Annotated in this window: 19 protein-coding genes and 1 riboswitch; of the genes, 12 read left to right on the top strand and 7 right to left on the bottom strand. The window is 65.7% G+C overall.

All coding sequences use genetic code 11. The features are described from left to right. Positions 1-234 precede the first annotated feature (234 nt). Positions 235-1,059, top strand: a complete 825-nt coding sequence (locus tag ACYPYD_RS25465; RefSeq protein ID WP_459666327.1) for a flagellin N-terminal helical domain-containing protein — start codon at positions 235-237, stop codon at positions 1,057-1,059. 149 nt (positions 1,060-1,208) lie between these two features. Here ACYPYD_RS25465 and ACYPYD_RS25460 read toward each other — a convergent pair whose 3' ends face one another. Continuing rightward, positions 1,209-2,261, bottom strand: coding sequence for a HoxN/HupN/NixA family nickel/cobalt transporter (locus ACYPYD_RS25460; protein WP_008833136.1), 1,053 nt, complete (start codon positions 2,259-2,261; stop codon positions 1,209-1,211). Between the two features lie 187 nt (positions 2,262-2,448). Next, positions 2,449-2,691, bottom strand: a riboswitch (cobalamin riboswitch). 80 nt (positions 2,692-2,771) lie between these two features. Further along, a complete protein-coding gene (locus ACYPYD_RS25455; protein WP_459666324.1) occupies positions 2,772-2,981 on the bottom strand; it encodes a hypothetical protein in 210 nt (69 codons plus the stop codon). A gap of 58 nt (positions 2,982-3,039) precedes the next feature. Here ACYPYD_RS25455 and ACYPYD_RS25450 point away from each other — a divergent pair, with 58 nt between their 5' ends. The 5 genes from ACYPYD_RS25450 to ACYPYD_RS25430 all read left to right on the top strand — a co-directional run bounded on the left by ACYPYD_RS25450 (position 3,040) and on the right by ACYPYD_RS25430 (position 6,236). Continuing rightward, positions 3,040-3,522: a sigma-70 family RNA polymerase sigma factor gene (locus ACYPYD_RS25450; RefSeq protein WP_459666322.1), complete on the top strand. Its 483-nt coding sequence runs from the start codon at positions 3,040-3,042 to the stop codon at positions 3,520-3,522. A gap of 212 nt (positions 3,523-3,734) precedes the next feature. Beyond that, complete coding sequence (locus ACYPYD_RS25445) at positions 3,735-4,784, top strand: ribonucleotide-diphosphate reductase subunit beta (protein WP_008833133.1); 1,050 nt, start codon at positions 3,735-3,737, stop codon at positions 4,782-4,784. Between the two features lie 166 nt (positions 4,785-4,950). Further along, positions 4,951-5,475 (top strand): hypothetical protein, encoded by a 525-nt coding sequence (locus ACYPYD_RS25440; RefSeq protein ID WP_155986276.1) that lies wholly within the window; start codon positions 4,951-4,953, stop codon positions 5,473-5,475. Positions 5,476-5,526: 51 nt separating this feature from the next. Further along, on the top strand, positions 5,527-5,952 hold the full coding sequence (locus tag ACYPYD_RS25435) for an MAPEG family protein (protein WP_459666320.1): 426 nt from the start codon (positions 5,527-5,529) through the stop codon (positions 5,950-5,952). Then, on the top strand, positions 5,949-6,236 hold the full coding sequence (locus tag ACYPYD_RS25430; RefSeq protein WP_008833130.1) for a DUF1294 domain-containing protein: 288 nt from the start codon (positions 5,949-5,951) through the stop codon (positions 6,234-6,236). Before ACYPYD_RS25435 ends, ACYPYD_RS25430 begins: the two co-directional genes overlap by 4 nt. Here the strand turns inward: ACYPYD_RS25430 and ACYPYD_RS25425 are convergent. Both ACYPYD_RS25425 and ACYPYD_RS25420 read right to left on the bottom strand, forming a co-directional pair. Beyond that, positions 6,233-6,607, bottom strand: a complete 375-nt coding sequence (locus ACYPYD_RS25425) for a DUF4870 family protein (RefSeq protein ID WP_008833129.1) — start codon at positions 6,605-6,607, stop codon at positions 6,233-6,235. The genes ACYPYD_RS25430 and ACYPYD_RS25425 overlap by 4 nt on opposite strands. Before the next feature lie 61 nt (positions 6,608-6,668). Beyond that, positions 6,669-7,007 carry a hypothetical protein gene (locus ACYPYD_RS25420; protein WP_459666318.1) on the bottom strand — a complete coding sequence of 113 codons (339 nt, stop codon included), beginning with the start codon at positions 7,005-7,007 and terminating at the stop codon, positions 6,669-6,671. 131 nt (positions 7,008-7,138) lie between these two features. Between ACYPYD_RS25420 and ACYPYD_RS25415 the strand changes: the two genes are divergently transcribed. From ACYPYD_RS25415 to dut, 5 genes are all read left to right on the top strand, one after another. Further along, complete coding sequence (locus ACYPYD_RS25415) at positions 7,139-7,897, top strand: class I SAM-dependent methyltransferase (RefSeq protein WP_459666315.1); 759 nt, start codon at positions 7,139-7,141, stop codon at positions 7,895-7,897. A gap of 144 nt (positions 7,898-8,041) precedes the next feature. Beyond that, positions 8,042-9,607: a 2-polyprenylphenol 6-hydroxylase gene (gene ubiB, locus ACYPYD_RS25410; RefSeq protein ID WP_459666312.1), complete on the top strand. Its 1,566-nt coding sequence runs from the start codon at positions 8,042-8,044 to the stop codon at positions 9,605-9,607. Beyond that, positions 9,574-10,737 carry a hypothetical protein gene (locus ACYPYD_RS25405; RefSeq protein WP_459666309.1) on the top strand — a complete coding sequence of 388 codons (1,164 nt, stop codon included), beginning with the start codon at positions 9,574-9,576 and terminating at the stop codon, positions 10,735-10,737. The genes ubiB and ACYPYD_RS25405 overlap by 34 nt, the downstream gene beginning before the upstream one ends. A gap of 37 nt (positions 10,738-10,774) precedes the next feature. After that, a complete protein-coding gene (locus tag ACYPYD_RS25400) occupies positions 10,775-12,133 on the top strand; it encodes a bifunctional phosphopantothenoylcysteine decarboxylase/phosphopantothenate synthase (protein ID WP_459666307.1) in 1,359 nt (452 codons plus the stop codon). Further along, positions 12,117-12,587: a dUTP diphosphatase gene (dut, locus tag ACYPYD_RS25395; protein WP_008833123.1), complete on the top strand. Its 471-nt coding sequence runs from the start codon at positions 12,117-12,119 to the stop codon at positions 12,585-12,587. Before ACYPYD_RS25400 ends, dut begins: the two co-directional genes overlap by 17 nt. Before the next feature lies 1 nt (position 12,588). On the opposite strand, the gene ACYPYD_RS25390 is transcribed toward dut, so the two are convergent. The 3 genes from ACYPYD_RS25390 to ACYPYD_RS25380 all read right to left on the bottom strand — a co-directional run bounded on the left by ACYPYD_RS25390 (position 12,589) and on the right by ACYPYD_RS25380 (position 13,758). After that, positions 12,589-12,753, bottom strand: a complete 165-nt coding sequence (locus ACYPYD_RS25390; protein ID WP_155986275.1) for a hypothetical protein — start codon at positions 12,751-12,753, stop codon at positions 12,589-12,591. A gap of 5 nt (positions 12,754-12,758) precedes the next feature. After that, positions 12,759-12,941 (bottom strand): hypothetical protein, encoded by a 183-nt coding sequence (locus tag ACYPYD_RS25385; protein WP_008833122.1) that lies wholly within the window; start codon positions 12,939-12,941, stop codon positions 12,759-12,761. A 130-nt stretch (positions 12,942-13,071) separates the two neighbouring features. Beyond that, positions 13,072-13,758 carry a DUF4136 domain-containing protein gene (locus ACYPYD_RS25380; RefSeq protein WP_036526466.1) on the bottom strand — a complete coding sequence of 229 codons (687 nt, stop codon included), beginning with the start codon at positions 13,756-13,758 and terminating at the stop codon, positions 13,072-13,074. A gap of 216 nt (positions 13,759-13,974) precedes the next feature. Here ACYPYD_RS25380 and ACYPYD_RS25375 point away from each other — a divergent pair. Then, positions 13,975-14,600: MOSC domain-containing protein (locus tag ACYPYD_RS25375; RefSeq protein WP_459666304.1), on the top strand; the 626-nt coding region annotated here is incomplete at its 3' end.

The following is a 14,600-nucleotide window of genomic DNA, read 5'->3' as shown; positions in this document are numbered from 1 at the left end:
GTCCCGGACTTTATCCGGGACCGTTGGGGTTTCTTGAGGCAATCGCAGGCCGCGCGCGGCGATGTGGGCGGTTCACGGCCAGCGGTCCCGGATCAAGTCCGGGACGACGAGTCGAATCGCAAGCGCTTGTTGAACCCCGTACTTAAACTTCCTCGCCCCCTGCCGGTTTAGGGGCTGGCGGCGCTGGAAACCCACCCGCCGGGACCAACGGGACACTTCACGGGAACACGCACAATGTTAGTCATCAACACCAACATCAGCGCGATCCGCGCCTCGAACGCATCGAATTCGGCCAACAAGGCCCTTGGTACCGCAATGGAGCGCCTGTCGACCGGCAAGCGCATCAACTCGGCCAAGGACGACGCGGCGGGCCTCGCCATCTCGACCTCGATGACCTCGCAGATCCGCGGCATGAGCCAAGGCATCCGCAACGCCAACGACGGCATCTCGCTGGCCCAGACCGCCGAAGGCACGCTGTCGGAAGTCGGCAACATGCTGCAGCGCGTGCGCGAACTGGCGATCCAGTCGGCCTCGGGCACTTACCAGACCTCGGACCGCGCGGCGATGCAGCAGGAAGTCTCGGCGCTGACCACGCAGATCAACGACAGCTTCACGCAGGCCAAGTTCAACGGCAACACGCTGATCTCGACCACCGCCGGCGCCGACCTCACCTTCAACATCCAGACCGGTTCGCAGGGCGGCCAGCAGGTCGGGCTGACCTCCAAGGCGATCGACGGCACCAAGGTTTCGGCGACCGCCCTCGACGTGACCGACGCCACGAAGGCGGCGACCACGCTTACCAACGTCGATGCCGCGCTGTCGGACGTCAACGCCACCCGCGCCTCGCTGGGTGCCGGCCAGAACCGCCTCGAATCGGCGATCAACAACCTGACCAACACCACCACCAACTTGTCCGACGCCCGCAGCCGTATCGAGGACGCCGACTACTCGGCCGAAACCACCGCGATGGCAAAGGCGCAGATCCTCTCGCAGGCGTCCACCGCGATGCTCGCACAGGCCAACCAGAGCCAGGAGAACATCCTCTCGCTGCTGTGCTGATAACGAACTGAAATATAGAACCTTTCTGTCCCGGAAGGTTCGGAAAGCCCGGTGATTCCCCATGACCGCCGGGCTTTCTTGCGTGGCAAAAGACCCACCCCCGGCCCCTCCCGCAAGCGGGTGGGGGGCGAGACTTGCTCGTTTACGCCCTAGTCGCAGCGGGGTGGGCTGGCCGCCGACCGCACTTCCACCGTGTCCAGACCGCCCCAGCGGTACACGGCCCAGCTCAGCAACCAGCACACCACGAACAGGCCGACGATCAGGAAGCCCAGCGTGTTGAATTGCTCCGAAAGCGAGGCCGCCCCGGACCACACGCCGCCCTCCAGCCCGAATTTCTCCGAGAGCAGCACGGCGGTCTGGATGGAGCCGATCACCAGCGCCACCATGGCCGAGATAGCGGTGATGACGATGTTGTAGTAGAGCTTGCGGATCGGCTTGACGAAGGCCCATTCGTAAGCCCCCAACATGATGACGCCGTCGGCGGTGTCGAGCAGGGCCATGCCCGCCGCGAACAGCACCGGGAACACCAGCACCGACCCCAGGGAAACGCCGTCCGCCGCATGCGCGCCCGAGAGGCCGAGGATGGCGACTTCGGTGGCGGTGTCGAAACCGAGGCCGAACAGGAAACCGAGCGGCGCCATGTGCCAGGCATGGCGCACCAGCCGGAACACGGGGCGCAGGATTCGCGCGATCAGCCCGCGCCCGGCGAGCAGCATGTCGAGGTCTTCCTCGGTGTACGTTCCGCCGCGCCGTACCTCGACGAAGCGTTGCCAGACCCCGCGCAGGATCGCGAGATTCATGATCGCGATCAGGAACAGGAAGCAGGCGGAAATGATCGTCGCGATCACCCCGCCCGAACGGCCGAATGCCTCGAAATCATCGAGAGTGCCTGCTGCCAGCGCGATGGTGGTCGCGGCGATCAGGACGATGGCGGAATGGCCGAGCGCAAACCAAAGGCCCACGGTGATCGGGCGCTGGCCTTCCTGCATCAACTTGCGAGTGACGTTGTCGATGGCGGCGATGTGGTCGGCGTCCACCGCGTGGCGCAGGCCGAGGCTCCAGGCGAGGAGGGCGGTGCCCAGCATCACCGGGCTGGCGTGGAACAGGCTGAACGCCCAGCCCCAGACGACCAGGTTGGCGGCGACGAGCAGAAAAAAGAGCACGGTTATCCGGCTCTTGAGAGAGGTTTTCGCGGGCGACATCGGCATTCTGATCCGTCTTCGCGTCGGCGACCTGACGGGGGCGTGCCGCGCACTCGGCGCGGTCGGCACGGGAGGCACCGGACGGACGCGGCGGCGCCCGACGTCCCTCGCGCCGATGCGGCCCCCGCCGCACGTTGCGTCGCTCAGACGGAAGTTACCGTGCCGCGGCCATCCCCTGGACCAAGGCAAGAGCGACCGGACGCAGGCAGGTCTCCTGGCTCGCGGGTCATCGCTTGATGCATGGCCTTCCCGTGGCCTCGCATGTCGCAGCGTCCGGCCCAGTGGCTGCCGGCGACCACCTTCGGGGCACCGGCCTATGCATCGCGCTCGCCACTTACAGTTGCAGGGACAGCCCCGGATTCGGATGAGAACATCCTCACCGCGTTCCCTTTTAAGCCCCTTGCGGGGCACCGGCGCGATCTTTCGCCGAAATGCTCAAGGTGAACGCTTCGGCGCGGCCTTCCTAATCGCGCGCCTGCTCCGCCGCAAGAGGGGGCTATTCGGCGATGTTCATCGCGTATGTGCGCCGGGCGAAGCGCCAGCGGCCGTCGTGGCGAACAGGTCGTCCCAGGTGCGCGAGAGGGCTTCGTGGTCCGCCGCTTCCTGCCGATGGTCAAGTGGCAGGCTTGGCACGTTCACGGCACCGGGCGTCCGGGGATCGAACTGGAGGATCTGGTGGAGGTCGGCCTCGTCGCGCTCACCGAATGCGCGCAGAAACACGATCTGCCGACCGAGGACGGCTTCGCCGCCTATGCCAAGATGCGGGTGCGGGGGGGCGATGGTCGATCTTGTGCGCCGCAACGTGCAGGGCACGCGCGGCACGTCCGAGCGCCGCCGCATGCTGGCGCACAAGGAGACGCAGCTTCGGGGCTGGCTCGGCCGCGATCCCCGGCCTGACGAACTGGCGCAGGCGATGGGCATGGGCGAGGGTGAGTTGGTCTCGCTGCAGGATGCTGCCCGCCCGATGCGTTTCGAGCCGATCGATGAGGTCTATTCCGACCAGTGGATGACTTTCGCGACGGAAACGCCTGACAGCTTCGCGATGCTGGTCGACGCCGAGATGCGCGGCGCGGTCATCGCGGCGATCACCGACCTGCCGGACCGGCTCAAGCTGATCGTGCAGCTCTACTTCGTGGAGGAACTGAACCTCGCCGAGATCGCCGAGGTCTTGCAAGTTTCGATCCCGCGCGTGCATCAGCTGAAAGCGCAGGCGATCGACAAGCCGCGAGAGAGCCTGAAAGGCGTCGCCGAAGTCCTCTGACCGGCACAATCCGGGGATTCATGCGAGGGCGGCGAAATTAATCACACCCACAACCCCTTGGGGCTACACTTTTTCCTTGCCCCCACATATTCCTGTGGGAAGATGATTCACGCACTCGATTTGCGCGCGATCTTGCCTATCTCTGGCCTTTCCGCCCAAGCGTGAAAGCGTTGTGGGCGAACGCAATTTCAGACGATCCACCGGAGCCGCCCATGTCCCTTCTCGAAGCCCGCAAGACCTACAAGCCCTTCGAATATCCCTGGGCTTACGACTACTGGAAGATCCAGCAGCAGGTCCACTGGCTGCCCGAGGAAGTGCCTCTGGGCGAGGACTGCCGCGACTGGGTGCAGAACATCTCGGATCATGAGCGCAACCTGCTCACCCAGATCTTCCGCTTCTTCACGCAGGCCGACGTGGAAGTGCAGGACTGCTACCATGAGAAGTACGCGCGCGTCTTCAAGCCGACCGAGATCAAGATGATGCTCACCGCCTTCTCCAACATGGAGACGGTGCACATCGCGGCCTATTCGCACCTGCTCGACACCATCGGCATGCCCGAGAGCGAGTACGGCGCGTTCCTTGAGTACTCGGAACTCAAGGACAAGCACGACTACCTGCAGAAATTCGGCGTCGACAACGACGAGGACATCGCCCGCACACTGGCGATGTTCGGCGGCTTCACCGAGGGCGTGCAGCTGTTCGCCAGCTTCGCGATGCTGATGAACTTCCCGCGCTTCAACAAGATGAAGGGCATGGGCCAGATCGTCTCGTGGTCGGTGCGTGACGAATCGCTGCACTGCGAAGGCATCATCAAGCTATTCCACGCCTTCTGCGAAGAGCGTGGCTGCCTCACCAAGGCGGTGAAGGACGATATCGCCGATCAGTGCCAGACCACGATCCGTCTCGAGGACAACTTCATCGACCTGGCGTTCGAGCTGGGCCCGGTGCCGGGCATGACGCCCAAGGATATCAAGAAGTACATCCGCTACATCGCCGACTGGCGCCTTGGCCAGCTGGGCATGAAGCCGATCTACCTGATCGAGGATCACCCGCTGCCCTGGTTGCAGCCGCTGCTCAACGGCGTCGAGCACGCCAACTTCTTCGAGACCCGTTCGACGGAATATTCGAAGGGCGCCACCCGCGGCGACTGGAACACCGTGTGGGCCAACTTCGACTCGCGCAAGAAGGTGCGCGCGAACGACGAGCCGCTGGTGGACGATGGTTCTGAGCCCGGCCTGTTCGGCGAAGTGGCGGCGGAGTAAGTCGTATCGGATCGGGAATGGGGGCAATTTTTCCTCCATTCCCGCCAGATTGGGGCTCATTCCTCGTATTTCGCCGGATGTTTCCGGCCTCCCGCAGCGGGTAGCTCTTGGCAACCGGCTTGCTTCATGCGCATTTCTCCTGAGAATTCTGTCCGGAGGAACGGTCTTGCCCCGTACTATGCTGCTGCTGAGCGCGCTTGCGCTCGCTCCTGCAATCACCGCCCCGCCGGCGCTCGCCCAGACGTCGGCTCCCGTCTCCGCCGACAGCAAGGCGGGCAAGCGCGCCCTGCTTGACGAGAACGCGGTCACCGTGCGCAATGTGTCCCGCGAAGAACTCGTCCACGGACTTCCGCTCGTCGATGACGACGGCTTCGCCATCGGCACCGTTGAACGCCTCGCCGGTAACGAAGTGGTCGTCTCGGACGGGACGGCCGAGTACCGTGTGCCGTTCACGCAAGTCTATGCCTTCAGTAAGGACGGCGCCGATCATTACGCCAGCCGCACCCCGAAATCCCGGCTCAAGCCCGAACCGATCGTCGCCTCCGCTCCGCCTCCGCCGCCGACCGATGCCGACGAGGACTGGGAGAAGCTGGGCCCCGAGGGTGGTCCGCTCCCGGACGAACAGGACGAACCGGAGGCCGCTGCGCCTGCGGACGTAGCGCCGGATACGGCTGCAACGCCCAGTAACTGACCGGGCGATTCCCGCTCCCTTACGCGGAACCATCATGAAGGAGGCCGCCGCATGTCCCATAACCCGACCCTGATTTTCCTGCCGATGCTGGTAGTGGTCGCGCTGACGTTCGTGGCTTTCGTGCGCATGGCGGTCGCCCGCACCGGTATCATCAAGTCGATGGATCCCGACTACTACCGTGCGCACATCGGCCCGCCCGAGCCCGAAAGCGCCCGCGCGGCGGTGCGGCACTATGACAACCTGTTCGAACTGCCGACGCTGTTCTACGCCGCCTGCCTCACCGCTTTCGTGGTGGCGGTCGTGGGACGCTGGACGCTGATCTTCGCCTGGGGCTACGTCGGCGCGCGGGTGGTGCAGAGCCTGATCCACATGACCTACAATAACCCGGCGCACCGGGGCGGGGCCTTCGTTCTGGGCATGCTGTTCACGCTCGCCTTGTGGATCAACCTTGCGGTGTCGATCTTCGCCCGCCTGTGACCGGCCTGAATTTGACGGACGTTCTGTGGGTGCTGGCGGCGGGGCTCAACCTCGTCGCCTTCGCTGCTTTCGGCATCGACAAGGCCCGCGCGCGGCGGGGAGAACGGCGTATCCCGGAATCGCGGCTGCTGCTTCTCGCGCTCGCGGGCGGGACGCCCGGCGCTTATGCTGGGCGCCGGGCCTTCCGGCACAAGACGCGCAAGCAACCCTTCGTCGCTCAGCTCCACACCATCGCCGCGGTGCAGGCGGCGGGTCTGGCGTACCTTGCGTACGGGGCGTTCTAAACCAGCCAGCTGCCCGGATTGGGCATCGGCACCTGCTTCTGCGCGTTGAGGATACTCATCACGCAGCGCACGATCACCAGAACCGACACCGCGATCAGGATCGGGATGCCGATCAGCACGAGCGTCAGGATCGTGCCTACCACCATGCCGAGGAAGAACAGCCAGAACGTGCGGATCGCATATTCGTAGTGCGACACCTCCCATGCGGCCTTCGCGTCCCCGCGCCAGGCATAGGCGAGCACGACGCCGACGATGCCCGTCACTCCGGTCACGTAGGATGCGAGATAGAGCAGGTTTATGATCGTCGGCTGGTTGAAGTCGAAACCCGACTTGGGCGCCGAACTCGCGGGTCTTGGGTCGAAGTCGGTCATTGGTTCTTCCTCCTGTTTTCCCCTGAAGGGAGGGTGCCTCCATTGGGCCGGGCTGGCAAGTTCACTGCGACTTCTTCCGTTCGCGCGCCTTGACGCGGCGGATCTTGGCGAGGTCGCCTTCAAGGATCGTCAATGCGTCGCGCTCCGCCTCGGAGAGCCGGGCCGTGTCGAAATGGGCGATCAGCACTTCCAGGGCATCGCCGATCCGGCCCAGCTGGCGGCCGTAACTGCCGACTTCATCGAGGATCGCGCGCTCGGTCTCGGGGTACTTGGTCTCGCCGATGTTGACGTTGACCAGCCCGACCTGCGAGCCCTCGAACGTCCAGGTCCAGGGATTGATCGCCTGCCACAGCTTCTCGGGCGCGAGGCTGAAGGTGGGCTGGAGGGACATTTCGGCCATCGCGTTTCTCCGGGAATGGGGACGCGGACAAGAATGCCGCAGGCGGCGGCGCCTGTGCATGACGAATCCCGTCACATCCTTGCGGTAAAAGCGGTGGCGCAGGCGCGCCCGGCCGTTTAGAGGACTGCGCCATGAGCAGCGAAACCAGTGGCCAGATCGGCAGCGAAACCGTTTCCTTCGGCTATGAAGACGTCGCGGCCGAGGACAAGGAAAGCCGCGTCGGCGCCGTCTTCTCCTCCGTCGCGCGCAAGTACGACGTGATGAACGATGCCATGTCGGTGGGCATGCACCGCTTGTGGAAGGACAAGTTCGTGCGCCGCGTGCGTCCGCGTCCCGATGAGCAGATCCTCGACATGGCTGGCGGTACGGGTGACATCGCCTTTCGCATGGAAGCCGAGGGCGCGGTGGTCACTGTCTCGGACATCAACCAGGACATGCTCGACGTCGGCATCGAGCGCGCCATGGAGCGCGGCATCGACACGCTGGTGTGGTCGCGCCAGAATGCCGAGGAACTGAGCTTCCCCGCCCACTTCTTCGACGCCTACACGATCGCCTTCGGCATCCGCAACGTCACCCACATCGACAAGGCGCTGGCCGAGGCGCACCGCGTGCTCAAGTTCGGCGGGCGCTTCTTCTGCCTCGAATTCTCGACCACCGAATGGCCGGGCTTCAAGGAAGTCTACGACGCCTATTCGCACAAGCTGGTCCCGAAGATCGGCTCGATGATCGCCGGGGACGCGGAATCGTATCGCTACCTGATCGAATCGATCCGCCGTTTCCCGCCGATGCCCGAATTCGAAGGCATGGTGCGCAAGGCCGGGTTCAAGCATACCAAGGTCGAGCCGATCCTCGGCGGCCTCGTCGCGATCCATTCGGGCTGGAAGGTCTGAGATGATTTTCGCAGCTTCCCCCCTCCCGCTTGCGGGAGGGGCAGTGAGACTTGGCAGCTTGCTGCCTAGTCGCAGCGGGGTGGGCGCTGGCGCCGACCTTGCGTTCGGACGCGCCCGCCCCCTCCCGCAAGCGGGAGGGGAGAAGTGACCACCACCCCCGTCCACATCGCGCGTCTCCTCAAGTGGGGCCGCGTCCTCGCGCGCCATGGGGCGCTGCGCGGGATCGAGAACGACCGCAATGCCCCGGCGCCGGTCAAGCGCCTGTGCCGGATCGCGCGCTTCGGCACGCGCCAGCCGGCCGAGCCCGACTATGCCGGCGCCTTCCAGGAGATCGGCCCCGCCGCGATCAAGCTGGGGCAGGCGCTCGCCACCCGGCCCGACCTCGTCGGCGAAGGTCCTGCGCACAACCTGCTGACCTTGCAGGACAGCTTGCCGCCCGTGCCCTTCGCGGCGATCCGCGCGCAGATCGAGAGCACCTTCGGCCGCCCGCTCGAGCGCATCTTCGCCTCGATCGAGGAAACTCCGGTAGGCGCCGCCTCGATCGCGCAGGTCCACCGCGCGGTTACGCCGGACGGGCGCGACGTCGCCGTCAAGGTGCTGCGTCCCGGCATCCGCGAGCAGTTCGCGCACGACGTCGAGACTTATGAATGGGCCGCCGCTCATCTCGAGGCGCTTGGCAACGAGGCGGCGCGGTTGCGTCCGCGTGCCGTGATCGCGAACCTCAAGCGCTGGACCCAGCGCGAGTTCGATCTTCGCCGCGAAGCCGCTTCGGCCTCCGAACTCGCCGATGCGATGAAGGGGATCGAGGATTACCGCGTTCCCGACATCGACTGGGACCGCACCAACGGTTCGGTGCTGACGGTCGAATGGATCGACGGCATCAAGATGAGCAACCTCGCGGCGCTGCGCGAGGCGGGGCACGACATGCCCAAGCTCGCGCGCAGGCTGGTACTGACTTTTCTTACGCAGGCGATCTCCTGCGGGTTTTTCCATGCCGACATGCACCAGGGCAACCTGTTCGTGCAGGGGGCGCCGGAACATACTACGATCGTCGCGATCGACTTCGGCATCATGGGCCGGATCAACCGTCAGGCGCGGCTGTGGCTGGCGGAAATCCTCTACGGCCTGACCACCGGCAATTACCGCCGCGTCGCTGAAATCCACTTCGAGGCGCAGTACGTCCCCAGCTATCACACGGTCGAGGAATTCGCGACCGCGCTGCGTGCCGTGGGCGAACCGATGCGCGGCAAGCCGGTGTCGGAGCTGTCGGTCGGACAGATGCTCGATGGGCTCTTCGCGATCACCCGCGATTTCGACATGGCGGTGCAGCCCCACCTGCTACTGCTGCAGAAGACCATGGTGATGGTCGAAGGTCTGGCCACCGCGCTCGATCCCGAGATCAACATGTGGGACGTCGCGGCGCCTTTCGTGAAGGACTGGATCCGCGACGAACTCGGCCCTGAGGCGGTGATCGTCGACCGGGTGCGCGAGGATATCGAGACGCTGATGCGCCTGCCCGCGCTGGTTCGTCGGATCGAGGACCGCTTCCCGCCCAAGGGCGGCGCGCCGGAACAGGCACCGCTGCCGGAGGTGGAGCTGATCTGGGAGCGCCGTAAACGCGAAAGTAACCACTGGGGTGGCTATGCTCTGGCCGCAATCCTTGGGGGCGCGGCGGCGTGGGCACTGACGTACTGGACTCTTCTGCACTGATCGACCGGGGCCGCTTTGCGCGGCTCTCGCCCGGACTTGCCCGGCTGGCGCTGGCGCTGCTGGCGCTGGTGCTGGTCGCCTCGATGATCGCGCCGACCAACAAGCCGGGCAATCGCTCGCCGTGGGAGGGTGCGGTCGAAGGGCCGGTGGACGCGGGGGGCCAGGCCGTCATCACCCCGGACAAGCCCTATGACGAGGACCTCGCGCTGTACGAGGTCGCCATCGCCCGCATCCAGAAGGGCGAGAACTACTACGACTTCATCGTGCCCGAGCAGAGGGCGCGCAATTATCCGGTCAACCCCGGCATCGCGGTGCGCCTGCCGACGCTGGCCTATATCGACGCGATGCTCGGCGAGCGCGGCCAGATGGCCGCGGCGATGGCGCTCATGCTGGGAATCGTCGCGGTATGGTGGCGCCGTCTGGGCGTGGACACGGACGATGGCGGCCGTGTGCAGCGTCTGGGTGCCGCTATGGTATTCGTGGGTGCCTCTCTGCAGCTCAACCGGCACTATTTTCCGTTGCATGAATTGTGGGCGGGGGGGCTGATCGCGCTGTCCTTCGGCCTGCACCGGATCGGCCGGGACGGACAGGGTGGGCGCTGGATCGCGGCCTTCCTCTGCGCCGCGCTGGCGCTGGCGATTCGTGAACTGACGCTGCCTTACGTGCTGCTCATGGCCGCTTTCGCGCTGTGGAACCGCAACTGGCGCGAAAGCGCGGCGTGGGCCCTGCTGATCGCGGTGTTCTTCGCGGGGCTCGCCTGGCACCTCTCGATCATCGCGAGGGACGTGCTGCAGAGCGACCCGCACGGCCCGGCATGGCTGGTCATGCGCGGCATGGCGGGCTGGCTGGTCAATGTGGTGCAGTCGAGCAACTTGCGCTGGCTTCCGCACTTTCTCGCGGGTCCTGCGGTGGTGCTGATGACTTTCGGCTGGCTCGGCTGGCGCAGTCGCTCGGGGCTGGCGGGGTTCCTGCTTTGCGCGGGATACGGATTTGCGTTCACGCTCGTCGGGCGGTGGGACAACTTCTACTGGGGCGCGATGATCGCCCCGGTCATGTTCGCCGGGCTGGTCTTTGCTCCGCGCGCGGTGATGCAACTGGTCGCTGCGGCCAAAGGGCCTGTGCCAAACTGATTGCGCCCATGCTCACGCTGTTGCAGAAGCCCCAGTCATGAACGGACCGCGCATTCTGCTGATCGTGGGCGGCGGCATCGCTGCCTACAAGGCCTGCGAACTCGTGCGCATCATCCGCCGCGAAGGCGGCTCGGTGACTTGCGTGCTGACCGAGGGAGGCGCGAAGTTTGTCACTCCGATGACGCTTGCGGCGCTATCGGAAAACCCCGTCCACACGACGCTCTGGGACCTCAAGAACGAGGCCGAGATGGGCCATATCCAGCTCAGCCGCCAGGCCGACCTCGTGGTCGTCTGCCCGGCGACGGCGGACCTGCTCGCGCAGATGGCGGCGGGCCTGGCGGGGGATCTGGCCACCACACTGCTGCTGGCGACCGACAAGCCGGTGCTCGTGGTTCCCGCGATGAACGTGCGCATGTGGCTCCACGCCGCGACACAGCGCAACGTTCAGACCTTGCGCGATTCCGGCGTCGAGGTGATGGAGCCCGACGAGGGCGCGATGGCCTGCGGCGAATACGGCCCAGGCCGCCTGCCCGAACCGGCGGAAATCTGGGAGCACATCGCCCGCTGCCTCGGCCATGGCCCCGAAGGTATCGTCGGTGACGAGCCGGGCGGCCTTTCCGCCACGATGATCCCGCGCGGGCCGCGTGCCATACCCGCCAGCACTTCGCCGCTGGCGGTCAAGGGCAGTGCCCGGGCGGCGCCCGCCACTGATCCCGGCGCGCTCGAACTGATCCCGCTCTCGGACGAGCCGCTGCGGCTTTTCGGCAAGCACGTCCTCGTCACCGCCGGACCTACGCACGAGCCGATCGATCCGGTGCGCTATATCGCCAACCGTTCCTCGGGAAAGCAGGGCTTCGCCATCGCTGCCGCCGCCGCCGAGGCGGGCGCGCGGGTGACGCTGGTGGCAGGGCCAGTCCATCTGCCGACCCCGCCGGGCGTCGATCGCGTCGATGTCGAGAGCGCGCTGGAGATGGCCGAGGCCGTCGACGCCGCGCTTCCGGCTGACGTTGCGGTGATGGTTGCCGCCGTTGCCGACTGGCGGGTGGTGCGCTCGGCCGATCAGAAGCTCAAGAAGGACGGCGGCGCCATCGCGCCGCTCGAACTGACCGAAAACCCCGATATTCTCGCCGGCCTTGCCCATGGCCTGCGCCGCCCGCCGCTGGTCGTCGGCTTCGCGGCGGAGACGCAGGACGTCATCCGCTATGCCCAGGCCAAGCGCGTGCGCAAGGGGGCCGACTGGATCGTCGCCAACGACGTCTCCGGCGACGTCATGGGTGGCGATGCCAATACCGTCCACATCGTCATGGCCGACGAGGTGGTTTCCCTTCCCGAAATGCCCAAGGGGGACGTCGCGCGCGCCCTCGTCGAAAGGATTGCCGATGCACTCGCCGAATGAAGTCCCCGTCATGGTCAAGGTCCTGCCGCACGGGCAGGGGCTGGACCTGCCCGTCTACGCCACCGAAGGCGCGGCGGGCATGGACGTGGTCTCGGCCGAGGACGTGACGATCCCGTCCGGTGGGCGTCATGCGGTGGCCACCGGCCTCTCGGTGGCGATCCCGGTGGGTTACGAAATTCAGGTACGCCCGCGTTCGGGCCTTGCGCTCAAGCACGGCATTTCGGTGCCCAATTCGCCGGGGACGGTGGATTCGGACTACCGGGGCGAGGTCAAGGTCATCCTCATCAACCACGGCGCCGAAGGCTTCGACATTCGCCGCGGCGACCGCGTCGCGCAACTGGTTCTGGCGCCCGTGACGCGCGCCTCGTGGGTGGCCGTCGAGGAACTTGACGAGACGGCGCGGGGTGAGGGCGGTTTCGGCTCCACCGGCGGCGTGGTCGCGCTGGGGAGCTGATTCAGGTGGCGGAGCTGAACACTCCGCTCCACCACAGCAAGGCCCCGATCACCGCGACGAGCGACAGGATCAGCGAGGCGCATCCACCCCAGCCATAACGGTGGTGGATCGCTTCGGCGGTTGCTTCGATAAGACCTTCGAAGATCCATTCAACGAGCCAGGACAAAAGCGTCAGTCCTTGCCCTTGCCGTCCCGCTCACGCCGGGCCTTACGCCACTTCAGGCCATACCAGCCCGCACCGCCGAGGCCGCCCAGCATCATCGCGCCCTTGGCCAGCGTCTCGAACGCAGCGCTCAAGGCGCCGATGGTGACGCCCCAGAACAGCTGCGAGAGGATGGCCATGAAATTATGCATCAACAAATCCTATGGGGCGCCAGATAGCGCCTGAGGCCCCATAGCAAAAGGACGGGCCCGCAATATTTCAGCGGACCCGTCCCTCGGTGTCTCCCACTCTTCGCAGGGGGGAGCCTGTCTGATTTCGTGCTTATTTCTTCTCGGGCGCGACTGTAATGCGCACGGTCTCTCCGGAGTTCCCGGGGAAATTCGTGAACATCGCTTCCACCAGATTGGGCACGACATACTGCAGGCGATTGGAGGTCGAGACGGCTTCCGCCTTGCCTTCGAAGAGGCGCTGGCCGTCTGCGGCGCGGTCGATCTTCAGGTCGATGCCGCTGGTGTAGATGGTGTAGGACTGAATGCCGTTGTCGAAGAACGGGTCGTACCAGCCATAGCGCCACGGGCCGCCCCAGCCGAAGCCGCGACCGTAGAACCCGCGGCCGTAGAAGCCGCCGCCATAGGGACCCCAGCCGCCCCACGGGCCGAACGCGCCTGCGCCCACGCCAGTGCTGCGCACGCGCTCACGGCCATTGTCGACGCCGTAGTCGAAGCGCACGATCAGCGTGGCCTTGGCCGGGTCTTCCACCGGGGTGTAGCCCAGCTTGGCCATGCGATCGCCAACCATCGAGGCATACTGGCTGAATTCAAGCCCGCCAGCGAGCTTGGGATTGTCCGCGACTATCGCGAAGCTCTGGCCCTGCGGGGCGGGGAGCTGGGTCGCGAAACGCGAAACGTCGGCCTTGAACGGCGTCGCGCACGCGGCGAGCGCCATGAGCAGCACGGCGGCAGCTGCCATTTTCAGCCTGCCGAGCTGCGATCCGGAATGGTGTGTCATCATCTTTGCTCCACGAACCCGAAGAGATCCAGACGCCCCACTCCGGCGCGGCCTTCGATTCTTTTACGATACTGTCGTGAAATCAACGCCCTGAATAGAGGTTGAATGGACTTGGACGAGCGACGGACCGTTCCGCCGGTTCATCCCGCATCCACCGCCCTCGGGCCGGCTTCACGACTTGATCGCGTATCGTTCATGTAGGAATAAAGCCCGGTCATGACGAGTCCGTTCCCCATTCTTTCCGTACTTTGCGGCAAGGTCGCTCCGTTCCGCGCGGCCGACGAGCCGAGCGCCATCGCCAAGACGGCGGTGCAAGGTCGGGTGAAGGTCCACCGACTGGGCCTCGAAGGGGACAGCCAGGCCGATCTTTCGGTCCATGGCGGGCCGGACAAGGCCATCCACCACTACCCCCACGACCACTATGACTGGTGGCGCGAATCGATCGGCGACCATCCGCTGCTGGCCGATTACGGCGCCTTCGGGGAGAATATCGCGACCGATGGGCTGACCGAGGAAGACATCTTCATCGGCGATCGCTGGCGGATGGGCACCGCGCTCGTCGAGGTGTGTCAGGGCCGCCAGCCATGCTGGAAGCTCGATCATCGCTTCGACGGGGCGAAGGTCAACGCCGGGTGCGTGAAATCGCGCCGGGCGGGCTGGTACTACCGGGTGATCGAGGATGGCGAGGTCGGTGCGGGCGATGCGCTGGAACTGATCGACCGGCCGTTCCCCGACTGGAGCGTACGCCGCGTCTTCGGCCTGCTCATCGCCGGAGAGCACAAGGGCGACCCGGAAGGCCTGGAAGCGTTGGGCGCAGTCTCCGCGCTCGCCGAACCGTGGGT

It is taken from the genome of Novosphingobium sp. 11B, from assembly GCF_054589055.1.
Note: the sequence above shows the minus strand (reverse complement) of the source record. Positions and strands in the feature narration are given on the sequence as shown.